The sequence below is a fragment of the Paenibacillus solisilvae genome (genome assembly GCF_042656405.1).
GTDB lineage: Bacteria > Bacillota > Bacilli > Paenibacillales > Paenibacillaceae > Paenibacillus_Z > Paenibacillus_Z solisilvae.
Genome location: NZ_JBHSOW010000028.1, coordinates 119,235 through 145,154 on the forward strand (window position 1 = coordinate 119,235; position 25,920 = coordinate 145,154).

The following is a 25,920-nucleotide window of genomic DNA, read 5'->3' on the forward strand; positions in this document are numbered from 1 at the left end:
GAATGCTTCTATGCTGAATAGATTACTTTTTCTAACTCTTTAATAGCAGTCAGGTAACCGTTTTTACCACCGAATCGTTTAACGATTTCAATTGGAGAACCAAATGTTTGGAACTCAGGAATCTTTAATATCTCAATGCTCTCTAGATTCGCAATTCCCTCATCCGCATACTTCTCCAATAACGCTTCTAATACGAGCCTTGCTTGATCGCTATATTTGGCAAAATAATTGCGTTTCTTTACATTCTCGGCTCGTTCTCGGCGTGTGAGAGGTGGCTGATCGAACGCTACATGGCAAATCAGGTCAAAGGGGTCTAAATCCTTCCCCACTTCATCCTGTAGTTCATCAAGTAGTATGCCTTGCTCCTCCAGTTCCTTTAAAACCGCATCTTTCTTCTCAGCATCATTCCATTTAGTTAAAAAATCATTGAGCGAATGATATTCATTTTTCACGTTTTTCTTTGTGTAATCGAGCAAAGATTCGGTAATCAGTTTACCATCTTTGTCGTAATAAAACACGCGATGGTTTAGCACCTTGACCTCAACATTATGCACGTAATATTTGGAAGGTGACTCACCTTCTCCACCACCATTGGGAGGATCACCGAAACCGCCCCCTGGAGGATCGCCACCTTCTCCACCACCTTCAGGATCACCCTCAGGATCACCTTCAGGAGGAATACCGCCGCCTCCTGGAGTCATTATTACAACTGGATCACCATCAAAATCTGGATCGGCAAAAAGTTTAGTAACATTACGGAAATCAATAATCGTAAAGTATAGCTTACCAAAATCTTCTCGAATTCTTGTACCTCGACCTATAATTTGCTTGAACTCAATCATGCTGCTGATATTCGAATCCAAAACGATAAATTGACATGTTTTCGCATCAACACCAGTGGTCATAAGCTTGCTGGTCGTCACGAGAACTGGATAAGGTTCGTTAGCATCGATGAAATTATCTAGCTCTGCTTTGCCTTCTTCGTTATCACCTGTAATCCGCATTACGTACTTGGAGTTCTTAGCGACTAAATCAGCATTCTCATTGACTAGTGCTTGCCGCATACGTTCGGCGTGATCGATGTCCACACAGAAGAAAATCGTTTTTGCCATACGTGATTTGTTAGCCTTCAAGAAATCTGAAACCATTTTCGCAACAGCATATGTACGCTTCTCCAGAATTAGATTCTTATCATAATCCATGATGTTGTACTCTCGATCCTCAATCTGATTGCCATACTTATCACGCTGCCCCTTGACTGGTCGGAATCCTTCAACATCTTTATCAAGCGATACTCTGACTACTTTATATGGAGCAAGGAATCCATCATCGATACCTTGTTTTAATGAGTATGTATAAAGAGGATCACCAAAATAACTAAGATTCGATACTGTTTTCGTCTCCTTAGGTGTTGCAGTTAAACCAACATGGGTAGCCAAATTAAAGTAGTCCAGAATCTCTCTCCAAGCAGAATCTTCTTTTGCGCTGCCACGATGGCACTCATCTATAATAATAAGGTCGAAGAAGTCTCTGGAAAATTCTTTGTAGGCATTTTGAAAATCTTCAGTACCCGATATTCCTTGGTAAAGAGCCAAATACACCTCATGCGCCTTGTCTATTTTACGATTCTTTATCTTCGTCATTTTATCGCCAAATGGAGCAAAGTCATTGGTCATCGTCTGGTCAACAAGTATATTCCTGTCAGCAAGGAAAAGTATTCGCTTCTTTGTTTTGGATTTCCACAAACGATAAATGATTTGAAATGCAGTATACGTTTTACCTGTTCCAGTTGCCATGACAAGAAGGATTCTGTCTTGTCCCTTGGCAATCGCTTCAACTGTTCTGTTGATAGCAATTCGTTGATAATAACGAGGACTTTTCGAGTCCTGAGTAAAATAATAGTCTTCTACAATTGTTTCCTCAGTTTTAGTGTCGATGTCTTTGGCTATCTTATATCGCTGCCACAGTTCTTCAGGTGAAGGAAACTGCGATAAAGTTAGTTCACGCTCAACTGTTCCAGTTGTTACTGTTCGATCATGCTCCAAGAATCCATCACCGTTGGAAGAGTAGACAAATGGAACATCCATTATGTCACCATAATTGATTGCCTGCTGCATCCCTGCACCAATATTGTGCTTATTGTCCTTTGCTTCGATGATAGCAATAGGTATGTTAGCCTTATAGGAAAGGACATAATCCGCACGTTTTTTCACACCACGAGAGACCATTTTCTTACGTACGATAATACGCCCATCTGTAAAGGTATACTCTTCACGAATTTGTTTTTGTACATCCCATCCTGATTGGACAAGAGCTGGCGTAATATATTTGGTGCATATGTCACGTTCTGAGAGGTCTTTTTTATTCATTTTAATCCTCCATTCAACCTGCGAATAATAGTTCTTTAGTCATATTCAATAACGAAACTTGAAACCCCTTTTTTCAGCAATTAATTGCCCAAATATTTCACTATGTAACTGACATAAATTCAACATACTTCGCTTACTTAAATTCAAATATTAACGGTACATGGTCGCTGTTTAACTCTGATAGTAATGCCATACTTTCAATATTAAAATGATTTGACTTGCTGATTAAACTCTCCGATGCAAATATATAATCGATATGATATGGTTTCTTGGGACTATTGTGGAGATACGTATAAACTGTTTCTTTTCCAGTCTCTTCTCCAGACATTTTATGATATACACTTGAAATGTTTTTCTTCATCAGTAATTCTACAACGGTTGAATGATTATTCCTTCTTAAATCATCCCATATCGCATTACTATTGAAATCACCTGCAATGATACATTTCTCGTTAAGTAGGTGTTCATATCTTAAAAGGGCGAGATATAATTGGCCAATATAAGTCTCTTCTTTTCTCATGCTTTTGTTGCCTTTTGTCCAAACGGCAAATAATAAAAACGACTCATCATCATCAGATACGACTACAGGAACTATATACTGAAACTCTTCAGTATAATTCTCATGAATTTTTAAATTGTATTTTTCATTAAGCGAGAAAATTCCTAGCCCTTTTTTACCATCTAACCCAACCCATTTAAAGTCGTTGTAAAAAACTTCATGCTTCTTTTTTGAAAGGTCTTCACATTCTGGAATTACCATAATGTCGGGATTGTACCTGTACATCTTCTTATACTTATTTCGAAAGGCCATTCGACAATTCCAAGATACAATCCTCAACGAAATCACTCTTTCCCATTAAGTTCACTTGAAAAGCATTTAATCATCTTGTTTTACGATCTGCTCGTTTTGCCTTTGCTTCAACCGTTGTCCTGAAAGTAAATCCATATTGCTTCTTATCATCATCAATACCAGAATTAATTACATTGTATATGAATTTGTTACTATATCCATTAAATAGCTCATGCCCTCTAAGGTAACTAAAGCACTCCTGTAGGTGCTTAAATTCTCTTTCTGGAAGATAATTTTCTATAAGAAACACAGGAATCCAATTTGGATTTGACCTGAATTAATTGCCGACACTTACATTCCCCTTTTCACGCAACCGAAGTATTTACATTAATTGTAACACGAAATGTATAAGTACGGCATGAGCACCTTTCTTCATGTCATTATATCAGTTGTAGATAATTCCTTAATTTAAATACACAATTACTACGTATGTAGCTGCCATCGATAACTGTTACTGTATCATTATTAAAATCTGTTATCTTAGTAATACATTCCAATTCACCGGCAAACCAAACTTCAACTTCTGCGTTGCTATTTATATAATTTTGAAATTGTAAATCCGTTTGAATAACTGTTATTTTTCTCAATGAAAACATCCCCTTTTTGAGAAAATAAAAAACACGCATAATAAGGGACTTAGCCCAAATCTATGCGTGCTTCGCATTTTCCGCTCGTATTTTATATGTTTACAATATATTACATTCATCCATATTCATTTGGCTACTAGAGGGATGCCTAAGAAGGAACGGATCATCTCTACCGATTTCATTACTCCTAGAGCATTAGAAAGGATTCAGAATAGAGAATTTCGAGGATTACAATATGAGCACGTAGTACCAAAAAGCGGCTATATTCAGGATGTATGCGAGCGTAAAGCGGAAAACAACACTTTGACAATTGAATTTGTTAAAGACCGATTAAACCAATTTCTTTGATAGAATCAGAGAGAATAGAGCGCCGCCACTATTTTCACATATCGCCGGGAATAGGTACTTCGCTTTTTATAACATTTCCAACGTTAGCTCGAATTTTATTTATCCTTAAACCAAAAATCATAATCATGACCGCAACGTAGCCATTCTTGTCCCCAATCATTACCGAATCCTTCACTAAAATACCACAAGCCCCACCATAATTGCTGGTCAGATTCTTTTTCAAATATTTCTACTCCTAGCGCACCAGTATGCTCACCGGGAGTGTCATTATTGCCAGAATAGAAAAATCCTGCTCCTCCGTTCCCTTTAGGTGAAGTCCATAAATGATACGTATTAGGAGCATGGATGAATTTCTCCCATGCATCACTCTCGGTTCCATAATATTCCAATCCATAATGATTTAAATGGATCACCATGTCATACTTTCCACCGTATGCAATAGAAATATAAGATTTCCCATGCCATTCAGAATTACAAGTTCCAAAATCATCGCAACCACAACGATCGCGGAATTTAGGGTTTTTCGTCGCCTTGTATTCAAATTCCACAGGTGAATCAACAAAAGACGCTGATTGAACGTCACAATATCCGGATGAAAATCCAACTCGATCCTTTAATTTACTCTCTTGCACAAGTAAATTTGTACCCATCATGATGATCTTCTCTCCTCTGCGTTGGGTCTTATAACCTTATTATCTGTAAGAATATTCTTCACGGGGAAGGAATCTGCTGACTTCTTTAATGATCTGCTATGTCATACATATTTATTCGGGAGATATCGTAATTAATTTGACCCCCCTTATTAACTAATTATGCATGACAATGTAACACAATGTCCTTCTTTCTGGACCACCGGGTACCGGGAAAACAATGCTCGTAAGGCGGCTGCCCGGAATTATGCCTCCTCTTGACGAACAAGAAGCGCTGCAGGTTACGAAGATTTACAGCGCCGCAGGAAAGCTTCCAGGAAGCGCTCCGTCTTTGATGAGAGAACGGCCTTTTCGCAGCCCTCATCATACGATCTCTGCTGCCGGATTAATCGGAGGGGGCTCCATACCAAGGCCAGGCGAGGTAACGCTGGCCCATCGTGGCGTCCTCTTTCTTGACGAACTTCCTGAATTTACACGCACAGCCCTTGAGGTGCTGCGTCAACCCCTTGAGGACCGTGATGTAACGATCGCAAGGTCCCGCGCTGTGTTTCGTTTCCCGGCTCATTTCCTATTGGCGGCATCGATGAACCCATGCCCGTGCGGATATTACGGACATGAGACGGAAGAACAACGCTGTCAATGCAGCAGCTTGCAAATAGCCAGATACCGTGGCAAAATCTCTGGCCCGCTGCTGGATCGGATTGATATGCACATTGAAGTACCCCGTCCACTTTCAACGGACGGTCTAAGCGTCGGGATGACTTCAGCACAAATGCGAGCGCTGGTGCTGTCAGCTTATGAACGTCAATCAGCTCGTATCCGCCCAGGAGATCGACCTTTATCTGAGCTGGCCGGCGTCTCGCTTAGAAGGGCTGATCGCTGACGCCAGAAGCCGAGCAAATGCTCCGCATGGCTTTTGACGTGCTTGGTGTCAGTTTACGAGCACATGATCGGATACTGAAACTCGCACGTACCATTGCGGATCTTGATGACTCAAATCATGTAGATAGCCAGCATATTGCTGAGGCAATCGGTTATCGGAGCATGGATCGTAAGCTGGATGCATTATAGATTTACTTAGAAGCGATTGTTGAACCGTTGAAAGTAAACTGCACAAACAAACACACTCCATCTTCGGGGTGTGTTTGACTTTACAGAGTAAATTTAAAAGGCAGCCTCAATATGATTGATCTCGTCTATTTCTGAATTTATCCGATTAATCATTACTGTTATAACATCAAAGCGTACGTGATTACCATGCAGCTTGTTCATTTGCAGAAAAACCTCAGACGTTGTTCGAACTTGATGCTGCTTACGTGCATCTACCGATTCAGCTGCTGTTCCGAAACGACCTCCAGTTGTTCGTGCCCTCACTTCAATGATTACAATCATGGAACCTTGCTTGGCGACGATGTCCAGCTCTCCGGAACGACATCGCCAATTCCGGTGAAGGATTGAATAGCCCTTTGAGAGCAATTGTTCCACTGCCGCATCTTCTCCTTGTAATCCCGCAGCCCTTCTCCTATTTGTCACTCTTCCCAACCTCCGGCACGTTTATCCGATCGATAAACAAAGGATAAAATCTCGGCTACGAGAGCATACAGCTCTGGGGGCACTTCCTGATCCAAATCCAATTTGGAAAGCACTTCGACGAGCGAAGAGTCCTGTTGAATGGGTACTCCGTTTTTAGCAGCCTTCTCCAGAATTGCTTCCGCCAATTTACCCCGGCCTTTTGCAACAACAATAGGCGCTTGATGATCACCTGGTTCATATTTAAGGGCTACAGCTTTTTTCAGCGACAGGGATGAGGAAGTCTGTTGTTCTTCGCTGCGATTGGTATCACTCATGCGCGGATATCAACCCCTCTATAAGGTTTAGAAGACCATTCCGGTGCGGATGCTGCAGGTACAGAGCCCTTTGCATCTGCATCGCTATCCGAATGAACCGTACGGTTGGGCATTGGCTTAGAACGCAGGGTAAGAAGCTTAAACCCAGCTCCTTGAAGGGCTTGCGCCATCTCACCTCGAGAGGATTCCAATAAGTCCGTTATCACTGGATGGTCATTCCAGAGATTTAAACTGACAATCTTATCCACGACCTGAACATCCACAATCGTATCGCCGAGTGTTTTCATCTTTAAATCAAAAAGCAGTCTGCAATTATCCGCATCCAGCTCCCCTTTGCGGCCGCGCCCAGTTTGGATATGAACAGAGGCCGTTTGACTGCCATCCGGGCCTTGCATCGGGATAAACATAGTGACATGTGTAAAAGGCGAACCGGTTCTTTCAGGTGTCAACAGCAGTTGTTGGCCAGTAACATGCTGAACGAGCTGTTGAGCGGTATCTCTAAGTGATTGCGGAACATCGTCACCGGCTGCAAGAGTCAAAAGCGCACTTTTAAAGGTATCCGCTGCTGCTTTGACAGAATCATCTTGAGCTAAAGTAGGGAGCGTCATTCCAGCTTGCAAAAGCTGAACAGCACGTTCCATAGGTACAAAGGATGAGTTACGATCATTATGCGGTACAGTGGCAGCCTGTTCTGTGGCACTTGCCTTTGTATTCAAGTTAGCCTGCTGCCCGGTTTGCAAGCCATCTTCAGTCTGCTCAGAAGATCTGCTGCTATTTTGAATCCCATCCGCTACAGTCGACAGCGCTAATAGGTGCTCATGATCGATACCAAGCCATTTCATCAGCTTACCTACCCAGCCGGAGGAACTGGAGCTGCTTTCCAGTGTATAAGCGTTTGTTGTGCTTGTTTGACTCGGCTCAGCTGCCTGCTCCGCTTGCTGCTGATTGCTTGTTATGCTTGCAAGTACAGAAACAGGATTTATACTTTGTTGACCCGTTTGCCGGACTGACGACGTTGAAACAACCACGGTGTTTTCTGAGACTGGTGCTCTTCCATTTAATAAGGGGATCTCAGCTTCACCAGGAGCAGCCTGTAAGCCCAAAGCTGGCGGCTTCGCACCCCCAAGCTCCGCCATCGCTCCGCTCGGCTTCGCCGCAAGCGCCGCGCCCTGCGCCAGCAGTGCCTGCAGCTTCGCTGCTGCCGCCTGCGCCGCGCTGGTCTGCGGCTTCGCACCGCCAGCCGCCTCTGCGCTCACTGCAGCGCCGCTCCACGCGGCAAGCCCCCGCTCCAGCGCTTCTAACAGCGCATGCGCCGGTGCACCGGAGAGCGACTGCTGCAATGCGCCTACAGTCGCCCCCGTCATCGGCAGCCCGCGCTTAAAAGCCAGCGCAGCCGCCTGCATCCACTGCTGCGTATCGCCGCCTTTTGGCATGGCGGCAGCTGCTTGCTGGAACTGCTTCGCTATTTCACGAGTCAGCACTGCGCCGTCACGACGCAGATCACGCACAAGCTCAGCCGCCCATTTTTGATCGGGAAGAGCCAGAGTTTTCACCCACTCCTTCACGCTCTCTTCTGTAAAAGACGCTGCATGCTGATCGACCATTTTCAATACGAGAGTGCCGCTAGCAGACTGCGGCTGGACCTGCAGCAGGGTGGATTGACCTGGCTGCAGAGCTGTCTCCAGCTTTGCCTGCACCAGCGTTCCATTGATTTGCACCATGGCCTCATTGTTATCCATCATCTGCATGATGACACCACGCACGACCTGCCCGACTTTCAGCTCCAGCGCTTTGCTGTCCCCGGCTTGAACTTCTCCCAGCAGTCCCCTCACCAGCTGTCCGATATTCATATTCATCAAATGCCGCCGCTTCCTTCCCATTGACTCACTGCTGTGCAGCTATCTGCTCGTTCTAATAATCCTGTACCTTTATTATCGGCAATGCGCCTGTGACGATTAACGCTAATATAGAAAAATCGCTCAGAACGCCGAGCGAAGCAGAATGCTTACACCTCAACCGTTCTGAGCGATTATCAAAACAATACCTGCTGCTCGGCAAAAAGCTTTCCCAGGAAAGTTTGCCTGTGCATAGGGCTCGGTCCATATTCAAGCAGCTTCTCTCGATGAAGTTTCGTTGCATATCCTTTATGTATGGCAATCCCATATGCCGGATAGAGGGCTTCCCACTCCCCCAAGCATAAGCGATCACGAGTTACTTTCGCCACAATAGAAGCTGCAGCTATGGATTGACTTCGCGCATCGCCTTTAATAATCGCCAGCTGCGGCAAATCACAATCAACCTTTTCCGCGTCAACAAGCAGGTAATCCGGCTGCACGAGCAGCATCTCCACGCACTGCTTCATTGCAAGTCTTGCCGCTTGCTTAATATTAATCGAATCCACTATACCCGCATCCACTCGTGATACCGACCAGTCAATGGCTTCCGTTGTGATGATTTCATAGAGCTGCTCCCGGCGCTTCTCGGACAGCTTCTTCGAATCGTCCACACCTTCAAGAATTAGCCCTTCCGGCAAAATCACCGCAGCAGCAACGACATCGCCGAACAAACAGCCGCGACCGACTTCGTCGATCCCTGCTATGCTGCAATAGCCCTGCTCCCAGACCGATTTCTCAAATTCCAGCATATTTATCCCCGCTTCCCCAAAACGCCCTGGAGCTCCCATGCCCCACAAGGTTTCCTAATGTCAAAGACGCGCTTTTCAGACTCCCAGCCGCAGCTCGTTCCTTCCCATTAAAACCGATTTACTGCTTTCTCAATTTGTTCCGTCTCTATTCGTTCCCCATTAATTCCTTATTCTCACAAATAAATGGCTTCTCATAATCATCGCTATCAACCCGTCCATTTGTCAATAAGGTATCTGCCGCTTAATAAAAACAGCCTCCTCAAAAAAGAAGGAAGCTGTCCTATTTATACGATATCATCTGGCGTTTCGAGCGTGATCCGTCCGAGATTTCCAGCGCGGAGCTCACGTAAAATAATTCCGGACGCTTTCTCTAAATCCACCCGGCCCCCGCTGATAAGACAGCCCCGTTTCCGACCGATATCCTCCATGACTCGTATGATTTCTTCCCCATCATCGATATCCTTTGGCGGATCCGTTACACCGAATCGTTCGGAGATCGCAGGCCAATACCGCTTGGCCAGCTCTTTGATTGCAAAGAATGCAACATCCTCCACATTCAAAATCTGTTCCTTAATGGCACCCGTCATTGCAAGCCGGAAACCTACCAGCTGATCTTCGAACTTGGGCCACAATATCCCAGGTGTATCAAGCAGCTCCATCTCCGTACCTACTTTAATCCACTGTTGACCCTTCGTTACTCCCGGACGGTCACCGGTCGCGGCAATATGCTTACCTGCCAGTCGGTTAATCAGTGTTGACTTGCCTACATTGGGAATGCCAACGATTAATCCGCGAGATGCACGCGGTTTGATTCCTTTGGAGATCTGCTTCGAAATCTTCTCGTGAAGAAGCTCTTTTACTTTAACCGAGATTTCATTGACCTTTGTACCTGTTGAGGAATCAATCGCGATACTTGTATGTCCCTGCTCGGCAAAATAAGCCATCCATCTCTCTGTAGTCCGTGAATCAGCCAAATCCGATTTATTAAGCAAGATGAGGCGTGGTTTGCCGCCAAGAATTTCCTCGATCATTGGATTGCGGCTGGAAATAGGAATACGTGCATCAAGCAGCTCAATTGCGATATCGATCAGCTTGAGCTTGTCTTGAATTTGTCTCCGCGCCCTTGTCATATGACCGGGAAACCATTGAATTGTCATGCTGTCACCTCTATCCGTGTTTCACAAACTCAACCTTTTTGATCGGCCAGAAAATAACATCTGCCCGTCCGACAATATGACTCATTGGAACATATCCGATAATACGGCTATCTTTGCTTTCGGGACGATTATCCCCAAACGCTAAAATATAACCTTCCGGTACAATATCTGTTGTGAAGTTTTCATTCGGAAAATTCGCTGTCGGCCCATCATTATTAAAGATATGGCCTTCTGCTTTGGCATTGGCAATCGACTGCTTCAAGTAAGGCTCATCGACCTTCTTGCCATTGATATACAGATTATCGCCTTCAAGCTTCACTTTATCACCCGGCACGCCAATGACACGCTTGATGAAATCCCGGCCTTCTTCCGGCACGTGGAACACCACCACTTCACCGTGTTTTGGCTTACGGACCTCATAAATGATTTTGTTCACGATCAGGCGCTCACCTGTGTAGAAAGTTGGCTGCATAGAAGGCCCGTCTACAATAAACGGTGCAAACAGAAAATAACGAATGACGAGCACAAGCAGCGCAGCAATTGCCAGTGCCTTCACCCATTCAAAAACTTCCTTTTGTGCTTTTCCGCCCTTCGGCGGGACAGTCCTTTCAGCACCTGGATGAGTTGCTGTTTGTATATGATCCGTTTGGGATGAATCCACGCTTTCAAGATTTTTCTCATCCTCACGATGCTGTTGATCCATTAATTACACCCTCTTCTATCACAAAATCAGGCTATGTAAAAATAACGAAAGGGACTTGTTTGCGCAAGCCCCCCTCCTTGTCGTACATTAACGAATTTCTTTGATTCTCGCAGCTTTACCGCGAAGATTGCGAAGATAGTACAGTTTCGCGCGGCGAACTTTACCACGGCGAGTTACTTCGATCTTCTCGATTTTTGGTGAGTTAACAGGGAAAGTTCTTTCCACGCCAACACCATACGAGATTTTACGAACCGTAAAAGTTTCGCTGATGCCGCCGCCTTGACGCTTAATAACAACGCCTTCGAATAGCTGAACACGCTCACGAGTTCCCTCGATAACTTTTACATGTACCTTCAGCGTATCGCCTGCGCGAAATCTTGGAAGGTCAGTACGAAGTTGTTCATTCGAAATGATTTGTAAAAGATTCATTGTAGTTTCACTCCTTCCACCATAGGCGTTCTTATAGCTACACGGTTCCCATCTGAACCGCCTCATCGCTTAATAGCGGACCGCCCGACTTTACAAAAGCAACACCAGAAATTTTACCACATCCAAGCCCACAATACAACAACAGAATCTACCGTTTTTTCGGTTCCGGCTCAGCAGCTGTCAAATTGTTCAACCACGCCCGTTCCTTCTTCGTTAGCTCAACTTGCTCCAGGAGCTCGGGACGGCGCTGAAGTGTGCGCAGCAGCGATTGCTCACGCCGCCAAGCTTCTACATTCGCATGATGGCCCGATAAGAGCACATCAGGAACCTCCCAGCCGCGAAATACCGCTGGACGGGTATAATGCGGATATTCAAGCAAACCTGTACTAAACGAATCCGTAACTGCTGAATTCTCATTGCCAAGAACACCGGGCAGCAAACGAACGACACTATCGATTACTGTCATGGCAGGAAGCTCTCCGCCAGTCAGAACATAATCGCCAATCGAGATCTCATCTGTAACCAGATGTTCACGTATCCGCTCATCATAGCCTTCATAGTGGCCGCAAACGAAAACCAGATGCTCCTCTTTAGAGAGCTCTTCTGCTTTGCTCTGCGTGAAGGTCTCGCCTTGGGGACACATCAGAATAACGCGAGGAGCCTTTGCGCCATCTGGAGCCAAATCCTCTACCGCAGCAAACAACGGTTCCGGCTTCAATACCATCCCGCCCCCGCCGCCGTATGGATAATCATCAACGGTATTATGCTTATTGTTCGCATAATTACGAAAGTTAACGGCATTCAAGCCGACAATTCCTTTATCACGCGCTTTACCCAGAATGCTTGCGCCAAATACCCCATCAAACATTTCCGGAAACAGCGTCAAAACATCTATCCGCATCTTTAAATCAGCCCTTCCATGAGGCGGACCGTTACCAGTTTGTTTGCAACATCCACATTCAGGAGCACTTCGTCAATAACAGGAATCAGCACCTGCTTGCCTTTAGGCTGGTCAACGACCCACACATCATTAGCGCCCGGTACCAGAATTTCAGAGATAACGCCAAGCTCTTCGCCCTCTTCCGTTACAACACGGCAGCCGATAATTTGATGGTGATAATATTCGCCTTCCTCAAGCTCAACAAGGTTGTCCTTTGTCACTTTAAGTGACCAGCCTTTGTATTTCTCCACATCATTAATATTATCGTAGCCCTTCAGCTTCACGATAATCAATTCCTTATGAAGTCTCGAGGATTGAACGGTCACCTTAAGCTGTTGACTATGATCAGGACTGAGCAGGATAAGCTCACTGCCGACAGCGAACCTTTCTTCGATAAAGTCTGTTTGTGAAATGACCTTTAAATCACCGCGTATGCCATGAGTATTGACCACTTTCCCTACGGATAACCATTGTTCTTCCATCTTTTTCTACCTACCTCTTTCGTTTGTTCCATCGAAAAAGGGCTAGGACATTTATCCTAACCCTGCTTCGATGTACGATCGCTACGAAATAATGTCGACCATGACGCGTTTGTGCGATTTGACGGCAGCCGAAGTGACAACCGTCCGCAGCGCTTTAGCAATCCGTCCCTGCTTACCGATTACTTTACCGACGTCGTCGGGGTGAACCGATAGCATAAAGACGGTGCCGCGATCGTCTTCTTTCACGTCGACGCGCACGTCTTCCGGGAAATCAACTAATGCCTTAGCTATGACAAGAATCAATTCTTTCATTATCTTAAGGCCCCCCGTAAAAGAGCAAGTTATTTCTGAAGTTTAAGCTCGTGAAGCTTAGTCATCACGCCTGCTTTGGAAAGCAAGTTGCGAACTGTGTCAGAAGCTTGAGCTCCGTTTTGAAGCCACTTAAGCGCCTTCTCTTCATCGATAGATACTAGAGCCGGTTGTGCAACCGGGTTGTAAGTACCGATTTCTTCGATGAATCGACCGTCACGTGGGGAACGGGAATCAGAAACTACTACACGGTAGAAAGGCGCTTTGTGCGCACCGATACGTTTCAAACGAATACGTACTGCCAAGAAAATCACCTCCTTTAAAAGTTTTACGGGTTCTTCGTAAGCGTAAAGCTTGAGCTGTAGAACTGCAGTTCCTTAGAAAGGGAACTTCATCCCTTTGCCCATTAAGCCCTTCAGGCCTTTCATGCCGCCTTTAGGACCCTTGGGACCCATCATCGAGGAGAACTGCTTCATCATCTTCTTCATATCGTCAAACTGCTTGATCAGACGGTTAACTTCAGTTACTGATGTTCCGCTGCCTGTCGCAATCCGTTTACGTCTGCTGTGATTCAAAATTTCAGGCTTGCGTTTCTCTTCCTTGGTCATGGACTTAACAATCGCTTCGACACGGCCAATCTGCTTCTCATCAACCTTAAGATTCTTCATGTCCTTCATCTTGCCCATGCCTGGCATCATGTCCATCAGCTGATCAAGCGGACCCAGCTTCCGTACCTGCTCCATCTGTTCCAAGAAATCTTCAAACGTGAATTCAGCGGTGCGCATTTTGCGTTCCATTTCGGCAGCCTTTTCCGCATCGATGCTCGACTGTGCTTTCTCGATCAAAGAAAGCATATCGCCCATTCCGAGAATACGTGAAGCCATACGCTCTGGATGGAACGGCTCCAGCGGCTCGATCTTCTCGCCGGTTGCAGCGAATTTAATCGGGCAGCCAGTTACGGCTTTGACAGAGAGTGCGGCACCGCCGCGGGTATCCCCATCAAGCTTCGTTAGGATAACGCCTGTCAATTCAAGCTGACTATGGAAGCTCTGCGCCACATTAACCGCTTCTTGTCCCGTCATTGCATCAACAATTAGGAGAACCTCATCCGGCTTTGTCGTCTCATGAATTTGTTTAAGCTCATTCATAAGGGCTTCATCAATATGCAGACGACCGGCTGTATCTATGATCACATAGTCATGACCGTTATCTTTGGCCTGCTGCAATCCCGCCCGGGCTATATCAACAGGCGATGTTTGATCACCCATTGTGAAGACAGGTACGCCGATTTGTTCACCCAGCACTTGAAGCTGTTTAATCGCAGCGGGGCGGTAGATATCGCCCGCAATGAGCAGCGGCTTATGCTTTTCTTTAAGCAGGAGCTTCGCAAGCTTGGCAGAGGAGGTTGTTTTCCCTGCCCCCTGTAAACCCGCCATCAAGATAACGGTCGGCGGCTTGTTAGCTTTAGCAAGCTTTGTGTTCGTACCGCCCATAAGCTCGGTCAATTCTTTGTTGACGATATCAATGATGACCATACCAGGCGTAAAGCTCTTCGCCAATTCCTGTCCGATCGCCCGTTCTTTCACCTTTGCGATGAAATCCTTCACGACTTTGAAGTTTACGTCGGCCTCAAGCAGCGCCAAACGCACTTCACGCATCGCTTCGTTGACATCATCCTCCGACACTTTTCCTTTGCCGCGCAGTTTACCGAACACATTCTGCAGCCTGCTGGATAATCCTTCAAACGCCATGACAATCACCTCAAAAGGTTTGTTTAAAAACTCAACTGTTAATGTTACTCTTATGACTCTTCCGGCTCGCGCAACCCCTGGGCAATCCGCCGTAATTGCAGACTAAGCTCCATGTGATCCGTAAGTGAATCCGCTAGTGAATCAAGCTTAGCAAGCCACGCTTTGGCAGCTTCATGTTTGGCGAGCAGATGCAGCTTGCTCTCATAGCTCTCAAGCACAGCTTCTGCCCGCTTCACGCTCTCATACACGGCTTGACGGCTGATATCGAACTCAGCTGCGATCTCACCGAGGGAATAGTCATCGTGAAAATAATATTTAAGGAACGTCTGCTGCTTATCTGTAAGCAGCAGCTCGTAAAAGTCGAAGAGCATATTGATTCGGTTCGTCTTCGCCAAGGCATCAGGTTCATGGACCGTCACCACAGCCGCCCCCTTTGTCAAGGCAAACACCTTTACAGGTTTACTACGACGTTTATCATAGCGCAGACGCCTATAGGCTGTCAAGTATATTCACTTGTCACCCTAATTAAACTTCTTCTCTTTCTTCAGCATCCTGCAGCATCCGGCCAAACAGCGCATGAATGAACTGCTCGGGGTCGAATTCCTGAAGATCGTCCATTTTCTCCCCGAGGCCAACCAGCTTTACGGGCAGATCAAGCTCACTGCGGATTGCAATAACGATCCCGCCCTTTGCCGTTCCGTCAAGCTTCGTCAATACAAGTCCTGTCACACCGCTTTTCTCGCCGAAGAGCTTAGCTTGACTAAGCGCATTTTGCCCGGTCGCCGCATCCAGCACAAGCAGCACTTCATGCGGCGCTGTTGGCACTTCCCGTTGAATAACGCGGAAAATTTTGTTCAGCTCGTCCATCAGATTGTTTTTATTTTGCAATCTCCCTGCGGTGTCGCAGAGCAAAACGTCAACTTTGCGCTGTTTCGCTGCATGAATCGCATCGAACATAACCGCTGCGGGATCTGCGCCTGAATTCTGCTTTATTACATCCACGCCTACGCGCTGTCCCCAAACCTCCAGCTGCTCGATGGCCCCCGCACGAAAAGTATCACCGGCTGCGAGAAGCACGCTTTTGCCTTCACTTTTGAATTTATGGGCCAGCTTGCCGATTGTCGTCGTCTTCCCTACGCCATTGACACCTACGAATAGAATGACTGTCATTCCTTCGTCAGCCATTTTCAGCTCGGTTTGTGCATTCCCTTTAAGCAGATCAACCAATTTCTCGGACAACACCGGCTGAAGCTCGGAAGCCTCTTCAATTTTGCGTTTCTTCACTTCAACACGCAAATCATCAATCAGCTTCATGACTGTATTGACGCCGACATCCGCGCCGATCAGAATTTCCTCGAGCTCTTCATAGAACTCCTCGTCGATTTTTTTGCGGCGGGTGATAAGCTCCTCGACACGTTCAACAAACGCGTTGCGCGTCTTGGTGAGCCCTTCCTTAAACTTATTCGTTACCGCTTCTGTTTTTTGCGAAATACTTTCTTTAAGCCGTTTAAAAAAACTCATCGGGCGCCCTCCATCAAATGATTTACAAAAGCCGGGCAAGGTCAACAAAGCACCAGGCACCGGCTTTCATTCGTTCTTACCAGCCATCTAACTATTCTAATCAGACACGCGCTAAGCCGAATACTGCTCCTCGTCTTCCAATCGTACAGAAACGAGCTTCGATACTCCGCCTTCTTCCATTGTAACCCCGTAAAGAACGTCGGCTTCTTCCATCGTACCTTTGCGGTGGGTAACGACAATAAACTGCGTCAGCTCAGAGAATTCGCGAAGGTATTGGGCAAACCGCGATACGTTCGCTTCATCCAGCGCGGCTTCGACCTCATCAAGGACGCAGAACGGAACCGGCTTGACCTGCAAAATCGCAAACAGCAGGGCAATTGCAGTCAACGCCCGCTCACCGCCGGAGAGAAGCTGCAGATTTTGAAGCTTCTTGCCTGGAGGCTGGGCTACGATATCAATTCCGCTATCAAGTACACGATCAGGCTCAACCATAATCAGATCCGCGCGTCCTCCGCCAAACAATTTGGCAAAAACGATCACGAAATGTCCGCGAATCGCATCAAATGTCGCTCTGAAGCGTTTGGACATTTCATCGTCCATCTCACGGATAACCTGATAAAGCGTTGTTTTCGCTTCAATTAAGTCATTCTTCTGGTCCGAGAGGAACGTAAACCGTTCGCTTACCCGTTCATATTCCTCAATTGCTCCGAGATTAACTTCACCCAGTCCCGAAATTTTCCGCTTCAAATCTCTGACTTCGTTTTGAAGAGCCTGAATATCCTCAGGTACAGGATATCGCTCTTTGGCAAGTTCGAAGCTAAGCTCGTATTCCTCGCTCAGCTTGCGAAGCAAATTATCAAGCTCCACATCAAGACGGTTCGCTGCGATTTCAGTCTGCCTTAACTGATCCTCAACCTTACGAAGCTGATTGCGCTGATCTCTGGTTTCATTCTCTCCTTCCTCCAGATCACGAGTCATCTCTGCACGCTCGGCTCGTTTCAAATCGGTCTGGGAAGAACAAGTTTCCTTCTGGAGCTTTAATTGATTCAGCTGCTCAATCTGTCTGACGCTTTCCTCCGTATGCTGAGCCGCATCTTCTTCTTGCCTCACCAGGAGCTGCCTGAGTCCTGCCAGCTCCTGCTTGGCACGACCGATATCGATCCGGATACGTGAAGCTTGATCCTCGAAGGAAAGCTTCTCCTGATCCGTCTTGGCAGCTGCGATCTTCAAATCGGTCAGCTGGTCCTGCAGCTGCTCCTTCGCTGATTCACCTGCTTTACGGCGCTCTTCAGCAATCCGTATAGCCGTTTGAAGCTTCTCTTCTTCTACGCTTAACAGCTCTAGACGTTTCTGAGCATCCGCTGCTGATGCGGCCAGCTGCGCTCTTTCGGTTTGATTACCCGTGCGATCGGCTTCAAAGAGGTGGCGCTGCTCTTCAAGATGACGGTTTTCATTATCCAGCTGCTGGAGCTCGGCACGAATTTGCTGTTCCTCAATACGCGACTGCTCTCCTTGCCCGCGCAGGTCATCAACGTTCTGGTTGCAGATGGACTGCTCTTTGCGAAGATCGCTGATCTTATCCCGCAGCTTGTTCAGCTGAAGGTCGGTCGTCTTAACCTCTTCCTCCAGCTGCTCAATTTGCCGCTGGCGGCCGAGCAGATTAGCCCCTTTCTTCTGAAGGCTTCCTCCGCTCATGGAACCGCCGGCATTGACCACATCGCCTTCCAGTGTTACAACCCGGAATCTATATTGACATCTGGAAGCAATTCGATTGGCCTGCTCCAAGTTTTCGGAGATTAATACGTTTCCGAGCAGATTCTCCACAATAGATCCATATCGGGACTCAAAGGATACCAGCTCGGCTGCGACGCCGACAAAACCTTCCAGCCCTGCAATCATTCGTTTATCCTGCTCGGAAATGTTACGGCTGCGGATGACATCAAGAGGCAGGAAGGTCGCCCTTCCTAATTGACGCTGCTTAAGGAAAGCGATAGCCGACCGGGCACTCCTCTCATCACTCATAACCACATGCTGCAAAGCCCCACCAAGAGCGGTCTCAATGGCAAGCTCCACCTTCTCTGGCACACGAATGAGCTCCGCAACAGCACCATGTACGCCCTCAATGCCGCCTGTAGAGCGGCGCGAAGCTTTCAGAACCTCACGGACACCCTGCATAAACCCATCCAGGTCATCCTGCATTTCTTTCATCGTATCGCGGCGGGAACGAAGCGCTTCAAGCTTCTGCTCCCATTTACGGACAGCAGATTGCGCTTCTTCGAGCAGCTTCTGCCCGGCGGAGAGCTTCTCGCTTTCTTGAATATATTTGTTACGAACGGACGAAATCTCATTAACCGTCACTTCAAGACGTTTACCCAGCTCAGAACGCTTAGCGCTCAGCTTCTGGTTCTGCTCCTGCCACTTGGCATTCTCGTCGCCCAGCCGTTCGAATCTTCTCTGCAGCGCTTCCTCTTGCTGTACAGCATAGCGAATTTCATTACGCAGCTGCGCCATGGAGCTGAGAATATCAAGCAGCTCGCTCTTCAAGGAATCTTCAGCCTCTCCAGATGCTGAAGCAGAGGTGCCAAGAAGCTGAATCTCTTCTTCCTCCAGCTTGATGCGCAGCGCCTGAAGCTGGTTCTCTAATGCTGCAGCTCTGCCGCGGAACTCTGCTTCTTCTTTGGCAAGCGAGCTAATCCGCTCTGTCTGTGCGGTTATGGATGTCTCTAGCTGAGTGCGGTTCTGTTCAAGGTTTTTCTTACGTTCCTTCAATACTTCCCCGTAGCCCTCGCATTTCTCATAATCTTCGCTGACTTGAAGCATCGACTCATGAAGGCGGTCCAGCGACTCCTCCAGTTCACGCAGCTTGAGGCGATCCTTCTCAAGCAATGCATCATGTTTACTTACGACTGTAGAGAGTGTAAGCTGCTCTTCCTGCAGCTTCTTCATGCGAATATTAGATTCATTCCATGAGGTATGCACGGCTTCAATGCTATGTACGTACATGGAAATTTCGGATTTCTTCAGTTGGTCGCGCAGCTGCTTGAAGTGGACCGCCTTCTCCGCTTGCTCACGGAGCGGTTCTACCTGTGCCTCAAGCTCGGAGACCAAATCATGAATACGCAGCAAGTTGCTCTCGGTATCATCGAGCTTCTTCTGCGCTTCTCGTTTACGCGATTTATATTTGACAATTCCGGATGCTTCTTCAAAAATACCCCGGCGATCCTCAGAGCGCGTGCTTAAAATCTCCTCGATCCGACCTTGTCCGATAATGGAATACGCTTCTTTACCAATACCCGTATCCATGAATAATTCCGTTATATCTTTGAGCCGGCAGGACTGCTTGTTAATCATATACTCGCTGTCGCCGCTGCGATGGACACGACGTGTCACCGTCACTTCATTGTACTCCAAGGGCAAAGCACCATCGGTATTGTCGAGTGTCAGCGACACCTCACCGAAGTTAACGGCTTTGCGTGCATCACTTCCGGCAAAGATGATGTCTTCCATCTTCCCACCGCGCAGACTCTTCGCACTTTGCTCGCCAAGCACCCAGCGGATACTATCGCTTATATTGCTTTTTCCGCTGCCGTTTGGTCCAACAACTGCCGTTATACCACGGACAAACTCCAGCTCCGTTTTATCGGCAAACGATTTGAATCCTGCTAATTCAATCCTTTTCAGGAACATAGCTTTGCCTTCACCTCAACGCCTATTGTACCATAATTGTCATAAAAGAGTAGGTTCATTTCCCCATCCCCCTAAGGCAGTCCAGGATCATTCCGATAGACGCAAAAAACCCCGGTTTACCAAAAAAGGCCACCAGGGTTCCTAACCATTCAAGGGGTGCTTTCAATCAGCCAGCTTTTTCCAAGCTTCCGCAGCAGCCTGCTGCTCCGCTTCTTTCTTAGTCCGCCCAATACCTGTGCCGTATGGGATTTCCCCAATCAGCACTTCGATAACAAACTCACGGTCATGTGCCGGTCCGCGTTCTTCCGTAATCCGATATTCAATAGGTCCCATGCTTGCATGCTGAGCTTTCTCCTGCAGGGTGGATTTGAAATCCTTTACGAGCAGCCCGCCATTGCTGTCAATATGAGGAAAGATATGGACAGCCAGAAAAGATCGCACGGCATCCACGCCTTGATCCAGATAGATAGCTCCGATAAAGGATTCGAACAAATCAGCCAATAGCGCGGGCCGTTGTCTGCCTCCAAGCTGCTCTTCCCCCCGTCCAAGCAGGACATGAGCACCAAGCTCAAGCATCTCGGCAAAACGAGCAAGTGAAGGCTCACAAACAATTGAAGCACGCATTCTCGTAAGCTGTCCTTCCGGCCGTTCCGGGAATGTCCGGTACAAAAACTCCGACACCGTTAGCTGCAGGACAGCGTCACCAAGAAATTCGAGCCGTTCATTATGTTCAAGTGCGGTTTGTCTATGCTCATTTACGTAAGAAGTATGGGTAAACGCCTGCCTGAGCAGGCGTATCGTACGGAAGCGAACTTGCAGCTGCTGCTGAAGTTCCTCAAAGCTATCATGCTTCATATTTCTTCATCACGATCGTGGCGTTATGACCGCCGAAACCGAACGAGTTGGACAATGCGATTCGAACATCCGCTTTACGCGGCGTATTCGGCACATAATCAAGATCGCATTCCGGATCCTGATTGTCCAGGTTGATGGTTGGCGGAATAATTCCATTCACAAGTGTCAGACCGAGAATAACGGCTTCCACGCCGCCAGCTGCACCAAGCAGATGACCGGTCATCGATTTGGTTGAGCTTACTGCAAGCTTGTAGGCTGCTTCACCAAACGCTTTCTTAATGGCCGTCGTTTCGGAACGGTCACCGACCGGTGTCGACGTGCCATGCGCGTTTATGTAATCAACCTCTGCCGGCTCTATGCGGCTGTCCTTCAGAGCTTTAACCATACAGCGGGCTGCGCCATCCGGATCCGGCTCCGTCATATGGTGAGCGTCTCCGCTCATGCCATAACCAATCACTTCCGCATAGATTCTGGCACCGCGTTTAACCGCATGGTCCAGTGATTCCAGAATCATGACGCCTGAACCTTCGCCCATAATAAAACCGTCACGATCCGTATCGAAAGGCCGGCTTGCTTTTTCCGGCTCATCATTACGCGTTGACATCGCTCTCATCGAACAAAAGCCTGCCATGCCGGTAGGACGAATGGTTGCTTCCGCACCGCCGCAAATCATCACTTCGGCATCTCCGCGCTGGATCAGCTTGTACGAATCACCTATGGAATGCGTACCTGTTGCACAAGCTGTTACTGCTGTGCTGTTCGGACCCTTTGCACCAGTTGCCATCGATACTTGACCCGAAGCCATATTTGCAATCATCATCGGGATAAAGAACGGGCTAACGCGCTTAGGACCTTTTTCAAGCAAAATATTATGCTGATCTTCCCAAGTACCAAGTCCGCCAATACCAGATCCAATCATGACACCGACACGTTCCGGATCGACATCATTGCCGATATCGAGGTTCGCATCTTTAATGGCAAGCGTACTGGCAACTACCGCAAATTGAACGAAACGATCCATACGGCGCGCTTCCTTCTTGTCGATATTGTAATCTTCCGGATTGAAGTTCTTAATTTCAGCAGCAATTTGGGTTGGATATTCGGAAACATCGAAAGCTTCGACATGTGATACGCCTGACTTTCCTTCCATTAAGTTACCCCAAAACTCATTCAAATCGGAACCGAGCGAGGTCATGACCCCCATGCCCGTAACGACCACTCTCTGTTTCATTTCTACTCACCTCTGATGGAAAACGATAATGGTATTTAACAAATATCTATGAAAAACGCTGATGCGCTGCTCATGTTCAGATTCCTTTAAAAGCTGCAGGAGATGGAGATAAGTCCCGTTTTGAAACGGGACTTATCAGCTTTAATTAAGCATTGAGAGAAGATATGTAATTCACTACTTCTCCTACACTTGTGATTTTCTCTGCATCTTCATCAGAAATCTCCATATCGAACTCATCTTCCAGTTCCATGACTAATTCGACGACATCAAGAGAGTCTGCGCCAAGATCTTCTTTAAAAGAAGCTTCAAGCGACACTTCCGACTCGTCAACGCCAAGGCGGTCGACAACGATGCGTTTTACACGATCATAAACATCGGACATCCGGTTCACCTCCTCCATGGTATTATACGAGAACTGCGGACAAAATGCCATACATCTATCTTAGGGCAAAAATGACTTTCCAGGAGAGTAAAACTACATATACATTCCGCCGTCTACATGGATCGTTTGGCCCGTCATGTACGAAGCCGCCCCGGATGCCAGAAAACGAACTGCGGCTGCAATGTCCTCCGGATCGCCCAGCCGGGCAAGCGGAATTTCTCCTGCAAGCTTCGTTTTCACTTCCTCAGGCAGCTTGTCTGTCATCTCGGTCTTGATAAATCCCGGCGCCACACAGTTGACGGTAATGCCTCTGGATGCAAGCTCCTTGGCGGAAGCTTTGGTAAGGCCGATGACGCCTGCTTTAGCAGCGACATAGTTAGCCTGCCCAGGATTGCCGAGAACTCCGACAACCGATGAAATGTTAATAATCCGGCCGGAGCGCTGTTTCATCATCGGACGGGTAACCGCCTTGATTCCATTGAATACGCCCTTGAGGTTCGTCTCAATAACTTGATCGAACTCTTCCTCTTTCATGCGCATGATTAGATTGTCACGTGTAATACCCGCGTTATTCACCAGGATGTCAATAACGCCAAACGTATCAATGACTGATTTTACCATTGCTTCGAACTCGTCTGTCTTGCCAACGTTCGCCTGAAGTACAAGTGAACGGCGGCCGAATGCTTCAACTGCCTGAGCAGTTTCTGCAGCAGCGGCTTCGCTGCCCGAATAATTAATAGCTACGTCCGCGCCTGCTTCAGCCAGTGCCAGGGCGATCGAACGGCCAATACCGCGGGATGCGCCTGTTACGAGCGCGACTTTACCTGTGAGGTCTGCAAACAAGTGGAACACTCCCTTCCTCTTGGAGAGGTCCGAGGGGTTTGCCTCTGGACTCCCTTTTTAACCGTTTTTAATTTCAAAATGAAATTAGTTTGAAAATAGTTTAACGTTCAAATGACATCCCCCTAAATCCCCCTTTAAAAGGGGGACCCCAAGGGCCCCGGCCCTCTGGACACCCGGATGTTTGCCTAAAGAGGTATGGAGCGTCTGATGCGCAAAGAATCCAACTTTTAGAGAACGTGGTACTGAACCCTTAAGTGAACCTTTAGGAACAATAATGACTTAAATGAAAAGGAAGATCCTAGACCTAAGCTTAGATTAAAACCGAAAATCAGCCTTGCCCCTAGCTCAACATTTCTCTTCGAAGACTCCCAGTATTTAAATCTCCGCTGCTTGAAGGGATTCTAAGGAGTTAACGGAGATAATGGTTACGGATTTGTCGATTTTTTTGATTAGCCCGGCTAAGACGGTGCCTGAGCCGATTTCAACGAAGGTATCTACACCTTCATTGATTAGATAGCGGATGCTGTCTTCCCATAGAACAGGTGAGTAAACCTGTTCCTCCAACAGCCGGCGGATCTCTGATGCTTGAGTAACCGGCTGCGCCGTTACATTGGCTATTACAGGAATCGATGCATCGCTCATGCTAATGCTTGATAATACATCCGATGCCAGTCTCTCGGCTGCCGGCTTCATTAATGAAGAATGGAACGGTCCGCTTACTTCCAGCGGGATCACCCGCTTCGCGCCTGCTTCTTTGCCGCGCTCAACAACACCTTGCACACCTGCAGCTGTTCCGGAAACAACAATTTGACCTGGGCAGTTTACGTTTGCGAGCTCAACGGCTCCCGCTTCCGCCGATACCGACTGACAAAGAGCCGCGAGCGCATCACGCTCAGCTCCAAGCACAGCCGCCATCGCACCTTGGCCGCTTGGTACTGCTTGTTCCATGAATTGACCGCGGGCACGCACAGTGCGGACGGCATCTTCAAAGGATAATACGCCAGCTGCAACCAATGCGCTGTATTCGCCAAGACTATGACCTGCTGCATAATCCGGCTTAATTCCCCGGTCTTTGAAAGCTTCAAGCAGGGCTATACTGACAGTGAGCAGTGCGGGCTGTGTATTAGCCGTCTGCTTCAATACTTCTTCAGGACCGTTAAATATGATTTCACTAAGATTAAAGCCTAATGCTTCGTCTGCACGGTCAATGACCGCGCGCGAGACATCGAATGCTTCGTATGCGTCTTTCCCCATGCCTACGGCTTGCGCACCTTGTCCTGGAAATACGAATGCGATTTTACCCATTGCTTCTTTTCCTCCAAACGATGACGATATTAACGGTCAATAATTACCAAACAAGTACCGATGCACCCCATGTTAAACCGCCGCCAAAGCCAACGAGTACAAGTGTGTCGCCTTCATGAACACGATCCTGCTCAACAGCTTCAGCAAGCGCAATCGGTATCGAAGCCGCCGATACGTTTCCGTATTTATCCAGGTTGATCATGCTTTTCTCAGCTGGCAGGTCGAGCCTGTTCAGAGCAGACTGAATGATGCGGATGTTCGCTTGATGCGGAATGAGCAAATCAATATGACTTTTATCCAAACCGGCCTTTCGCAGTGCTTCTTCAGCCGCATTACCCATTATGCGTACGGCAAATTTGAATACTTCGCTTCCAGCCATATAAATGAAATGTTTCTTGTCTGCAATACTCTCCGGAGTCGAAGGAATACGTGAACCGCCGCCGCAAACCTTCAACAGCTCGCCTCCGGAGCCATCAGCGCCAAGCTCGAAGGAGCGGAAGCCTCTGCCTTCTTGCACTTGCCCAAGAACAACGGCACCGGCTCCATCACCGAACAGAATGCATGTATTGCGATCCGTGTAATCTGTAATACGCGAGAGACATTCAGCTCCAATAACGAGTGCATGTTTGTACATTCCTGTCGCGATCATATTGGATGCCGTTGCCAATCCATAGATAAAGCCTGAGCAGGCAGCCGATAAATCAAAGGCTGCTGCTTTCTTGGCTCCAAGCTTATCCTGGAGCAAACAGGCCGTTGAAGGAAAGAACATATCCGGAGTAATGGTTGCTACAATGATAAGATCGATCTCCTCGGCAGTGATTCCTGCTGCTTGGAGAGCGATTTTGGATGCTTCAAAAGCTAAGTCGGATGTGGCCTGCTCCGCCGCAGCTATACGACGCTCACGTATTCCCGTCCGGGTCACGATCCATTCGTCATTTGTTTCAACCATTTGCTCTAATTCATGATTCGTTAAAATCCGTTCCGGCACATATTTACCGGTTCCAATGATACCTACAGGATTTAATTGCAT

The 25,920-nt window shown here is 47.3% G+C and carries 24 protein-coding genes and 1 pseudogene; 1 reads left to right on the forward strand and 24 read right to left on the reverse strand.

Features of this window, described 5'->3' with window-relative positions:
- Positions 1-8: 8 nt before the first annotated feature.
- The 3 genes from hsdR to ACFPYJ_RS07760 all read right to left on the reverse strand — a co-directional run bounded on the left by hsdR (position 9) and on the right by ACFPYJ_RS07760 (position 4,807).
- Positions 9-2,369: an EcoAI/FtnUII family type I restriction enzme subunit R gene (hsdR, locus tag ACFPYJ_RS07750; RefSeq protein WP_379187513.1), complete on the reverse strand. Its 2,361-nt coding sequence runs from the start codon at positions 2,367-2,369 to the stop codon at positions 9-11.
- A gap of 133 nt (positions 2,370-2,502) precedes the next feature.
- Positions 2,503-3,207: an endonuclease/exonuclease/phosphatase family protein gene (locus ACFPYJ_RS07755; protein ID WP_379187514.1), complete on the reverse strand. Its 705-nt coding sequence runs from the start codon at positions 3,205-3,207 to the stop codon at positions 2,503-2,505.
- A 1,042-nt stretch (positions 3,208-4,249) separates the two neighbouring features.
- The gene (locus ACFPYJ_RS07760) at positions 4,250-4,807 is read right to left on the reverse strand and encodes a hypothetical protein (RefSeq protein ID WP_379187515.1); all 558 of its coding nucleotides are present in this window, start codon (positions 4,805-4,807) and stop codon (positions 4,250-4,252) included.
- Positions 4,808-4,982: 175 nt separating this feature from the next.
- Here ACFPYJ_RS07760 and ACFPYJ_RS07765 point away from each other — a divergent pair.
- A pseudogene (locus ACFPYJ_RS07765) lies at positions 4,983-5,875 on the forward strand (YifB family Mg chelatase-like AAA ATPase); the annotation flags it as partial.
- A gap of 93 nt (positions 5,876-5,968) precedes the next feature.
- Here the strand turns inward: ACFPYJ_RS07765 and ACFPYJ_RS07770 are convergent.
- The 21 genes from ACFPYJ_RS07770 to ACFPYJ_RS07870 form a co-directional block, all read right to left on the reverse strand.
- Positions 5,969-6,337, reverse strand: coding sequence for a YraN family protein (locus ACFPYJ_RS07770; protein ID WP_379187516.1), 369 nt, complete (start codon positions 6,335-6,337; stop codon positions 5,969-5,971).
- Complete coding sequence (locus ACFPYJ_RS07775) at positions 6,334-6,651, reverse strand: EscU/YscU/HrcU family type III secretion system export apparatus switch protein (RefSeq protein WP_379187517.1); 318 nt, start codon at positions 6,649-6,651, stop codon at positions 6,334-6,336. Before ACFPYJ_RS07775 ends, ACFPYJ_RS07770 begins: the two co-directional genes overlap by 4 nt.
- Complete coding sequence (fliK, locus tag ACFPYJ_RS07780; RefSeq protein ID WP_379187518.1) at positions 6,648-8,510, reverse strand: flagellar hook-length control protein FliK; 1,863 nt, start codon at positions 8,508-8,510, stop codon at positions 6,648-6,650. The genes ACFPYJ_RS07775 and fliK overlap by 4 nt, the downstream gene beginning before the upstream one ends.
- Positions 8,511-8,683: 173 nt before the next feature.
- Positions 8,684-9,295: a ribonuclease HII gene (locus tag ACFPYJ_RS07785; protein ID WP_379187519.1), complete on the reverse strand. Its 612-nt coding sequence runs from the start codon at positions 9,293-9,295 to the stop codon at positions 8,684-8,686.
- A gap of 284 nt (positions 9,296-9,579) precedes the next feature.
- The gene (ylqF, locus tag ACFPYJ_RS07790) at positions 9,580-10,452 is read right to left on the reverse strand and encodes a ribosome biogenesis GTPase YlqF (protein WP_379187520.1); all 873 of its coding nucleotides are present in this window, start codon (positions 10,450-10,452) and stop codon (positions 9,580-9,582) included.
- Between the two features lie 10 nt (positions 10,453-10,462).
- Positions 10,463-11,155 (reverse strand): signal peptidase I, encoded by a 693-nt coding sequence (lepB, locus tag ACFPYJ_RS07795; protein WP_379187522.1) that lies wholly within the window; start codon positions 11,153-11,155, stop codon positions 10,463-10,465.
- 87 nt (positions 11,156-11,242) lie between these two features.
- A complete protein-coding gene (gene rplS, locus ACFPYJ_RS07800) occupies positions 11,243-11,584 on the reverse strand; it encodes a 50S ribosomal protein L19 (RefSeq protein ID WP_379187523.1) in 342 nt (113 codons plus the stop codon).
- 148 nt (positions 11,585-11,732) lie between these two features.
- Positions 11,733-12,485: a tRNA (guanosine(37)-N1)-methyltransferase TrmD gene (trmD, locus tag ACFPYJ_RS07805; protein WP_379187524.1), complete on the reverse strand. Its 753-nt coding sequence runs from the start codon at positions 12,483-12,485 to the stop codon at positions 11,733-11,735.
- A gap of 2 nt (positions 12,486-12,487) precedes the next feature.
- Complete coding sequence (gene rimM, locus ACFPYJ_RS07810) at positions 12,488-13,006, reverse strand: ribosome maturation factor RimM (RefSeq protein WP_379187525.1); 519 nt, start codon at positions 13,004-13,006, stop codon at positions 12,488-12,490.
- Positions 13,007-13,087: 81 nt separating this feature from the next.
- Positions 13,088-13,318, reverse strand: coding sequence for a KH domain-containing protein (locus ACFPYJ_RS07815; protein ID WP_379187526.1), 231 nt, complete (start codon positions 13,316-13,318; stop codon positions 13,088-13,090).
- A 29-nt stretch (positions 13,319-13,347) separates the two neighbouring features.
- Positions 13,348-13,620, reverse strand: coding sequence for a 30S ribosomal protein S16 (gene rpsP / locus ACFPYJ_RS07820; protein WP_379187527.1), 273 nt, complete (start codon positions 13,618-13,620; stop codon positions 13,348-13,350).
- 72 nt (positions 13,621-13,692) lie between these two features.
- Positions 13,693-15,066, reverse strand: coding sequence for a signal recognition particle protein (ffh, locus tag ACFPYJ_RS07825; RefSeq protein ID WP_379187528.1), 1,374 nt, complete (start codon positions 15,064-15,066; stop codon positions 13,693-13,695).
- Positions 15,067-15,116: 50 nt separating this feature from the next.
- Positions 15,117-15,437, reverse strand: coding sequence for a YlxM family DNA-binding protein (gene ylxM / locus ACFPYJ_RS07830; protein WP_379187572.1), 321 nt, complete (start codon positions 15,435-15,437; stop codon positions 15,117-15,119).
- 154 nt (positions 15,438-15,591) lie between these two features.
- On the reverse strand, positions 15,592-16,587 hold the full coding sequence (ftsY, locus tag ACFPYJ_RS07835; protein WP_379187529.1) for a signal recognition particle-docking protein FtsY: 996 nt from the start codon (positions 16,585-16,587) through the stop codon (positions 15,592-15,594).
- Between the two features lie 111 nt (positions 16,588-16,698).
- Positions 16,699-20,274, reverse strand: coding sequence for a chromosome segregation protein SMC (gene smc, locus ACFPYJ_RS07840; protein ID WP_379187530.1), 3,576 nt, complete (start codon positions 20,272-20,274; stop codon positions 16,699-16,701).
- Positions 20,275-20,436: 162 nt separating this feature from the next.
- Positions 20,437-21,129: a ribonuclease III gene (gene rnc / locus ACFPYJ_RS07845; RefSeq protein WP_379187531.1), complete on the reverse strand. Its 693-nt coding sequence runs from the start codon at positions 21,127-21,129 to the stop codon at positions 20,437-20,439.
- Entirely contained in the window at positions 21,119-22,360 is a 1,242-nt protein-coding gene (fabF, locus tag ACFPYJ_RS07850; protein ID WP_379187532.1) for a beta-ketoacyl-ACP synthase II, read from the reverse strand. The genes rnc and fabF overlap by 11 nt, the downstream gene beginning before the upstream one ends.
- Before the next feature lie 145 nt (positions 22,361-22,505).
- The gene (gene acpP, locus ACFPYJ_RS07855; protein ID WP_379187533.1) at positions 22,506-22,742 is read right to left on the reverse strand and encodes an acyl carrier protein; all 237 of its coding nucleotides are present in this window, start codon (positions 22,740-22,742) and stop codon (positions 22,506-22,508) included.
- Between the two features lie 93 nt (positions 22,743-22,835).
- A complete protein-coding gene (gene fabG / locus ACFPYJ_RS07860) occupies positions 22,836-23,585 on the reverse strand; it encodes a 3-oxoacyl-[acyl-carrier-protein] reductase (protein ID WP_379187534.1) in 750 nt (249 codons plus the stop codon).
- Between the two features lie 375 nt (positions 23,586-23,960).
- Positions 23,961-24,890, reverse strand: a complete 930-nt coding sequence (fabD, locus tag ACFPYJ_RS07865; RefSeq protein WP_379187535.1) for an ACP S-malonyltransferase — start codon at positions 24,888-24,890, stop codon at positions 23,961-23,963.
- Between the two features lie 43 nt (positions 24,891-24,933).
- Complete coding sequence (locus ACFPYJ_RS07870) at positions 24,934-25,920, reverse strand: beta-ketoacyl-ACP synthase III (RefSeq protein WP_379187536.1); 987 nt, start codon at positions 25,918-25,920, stop codon at positions 24,934-24,936.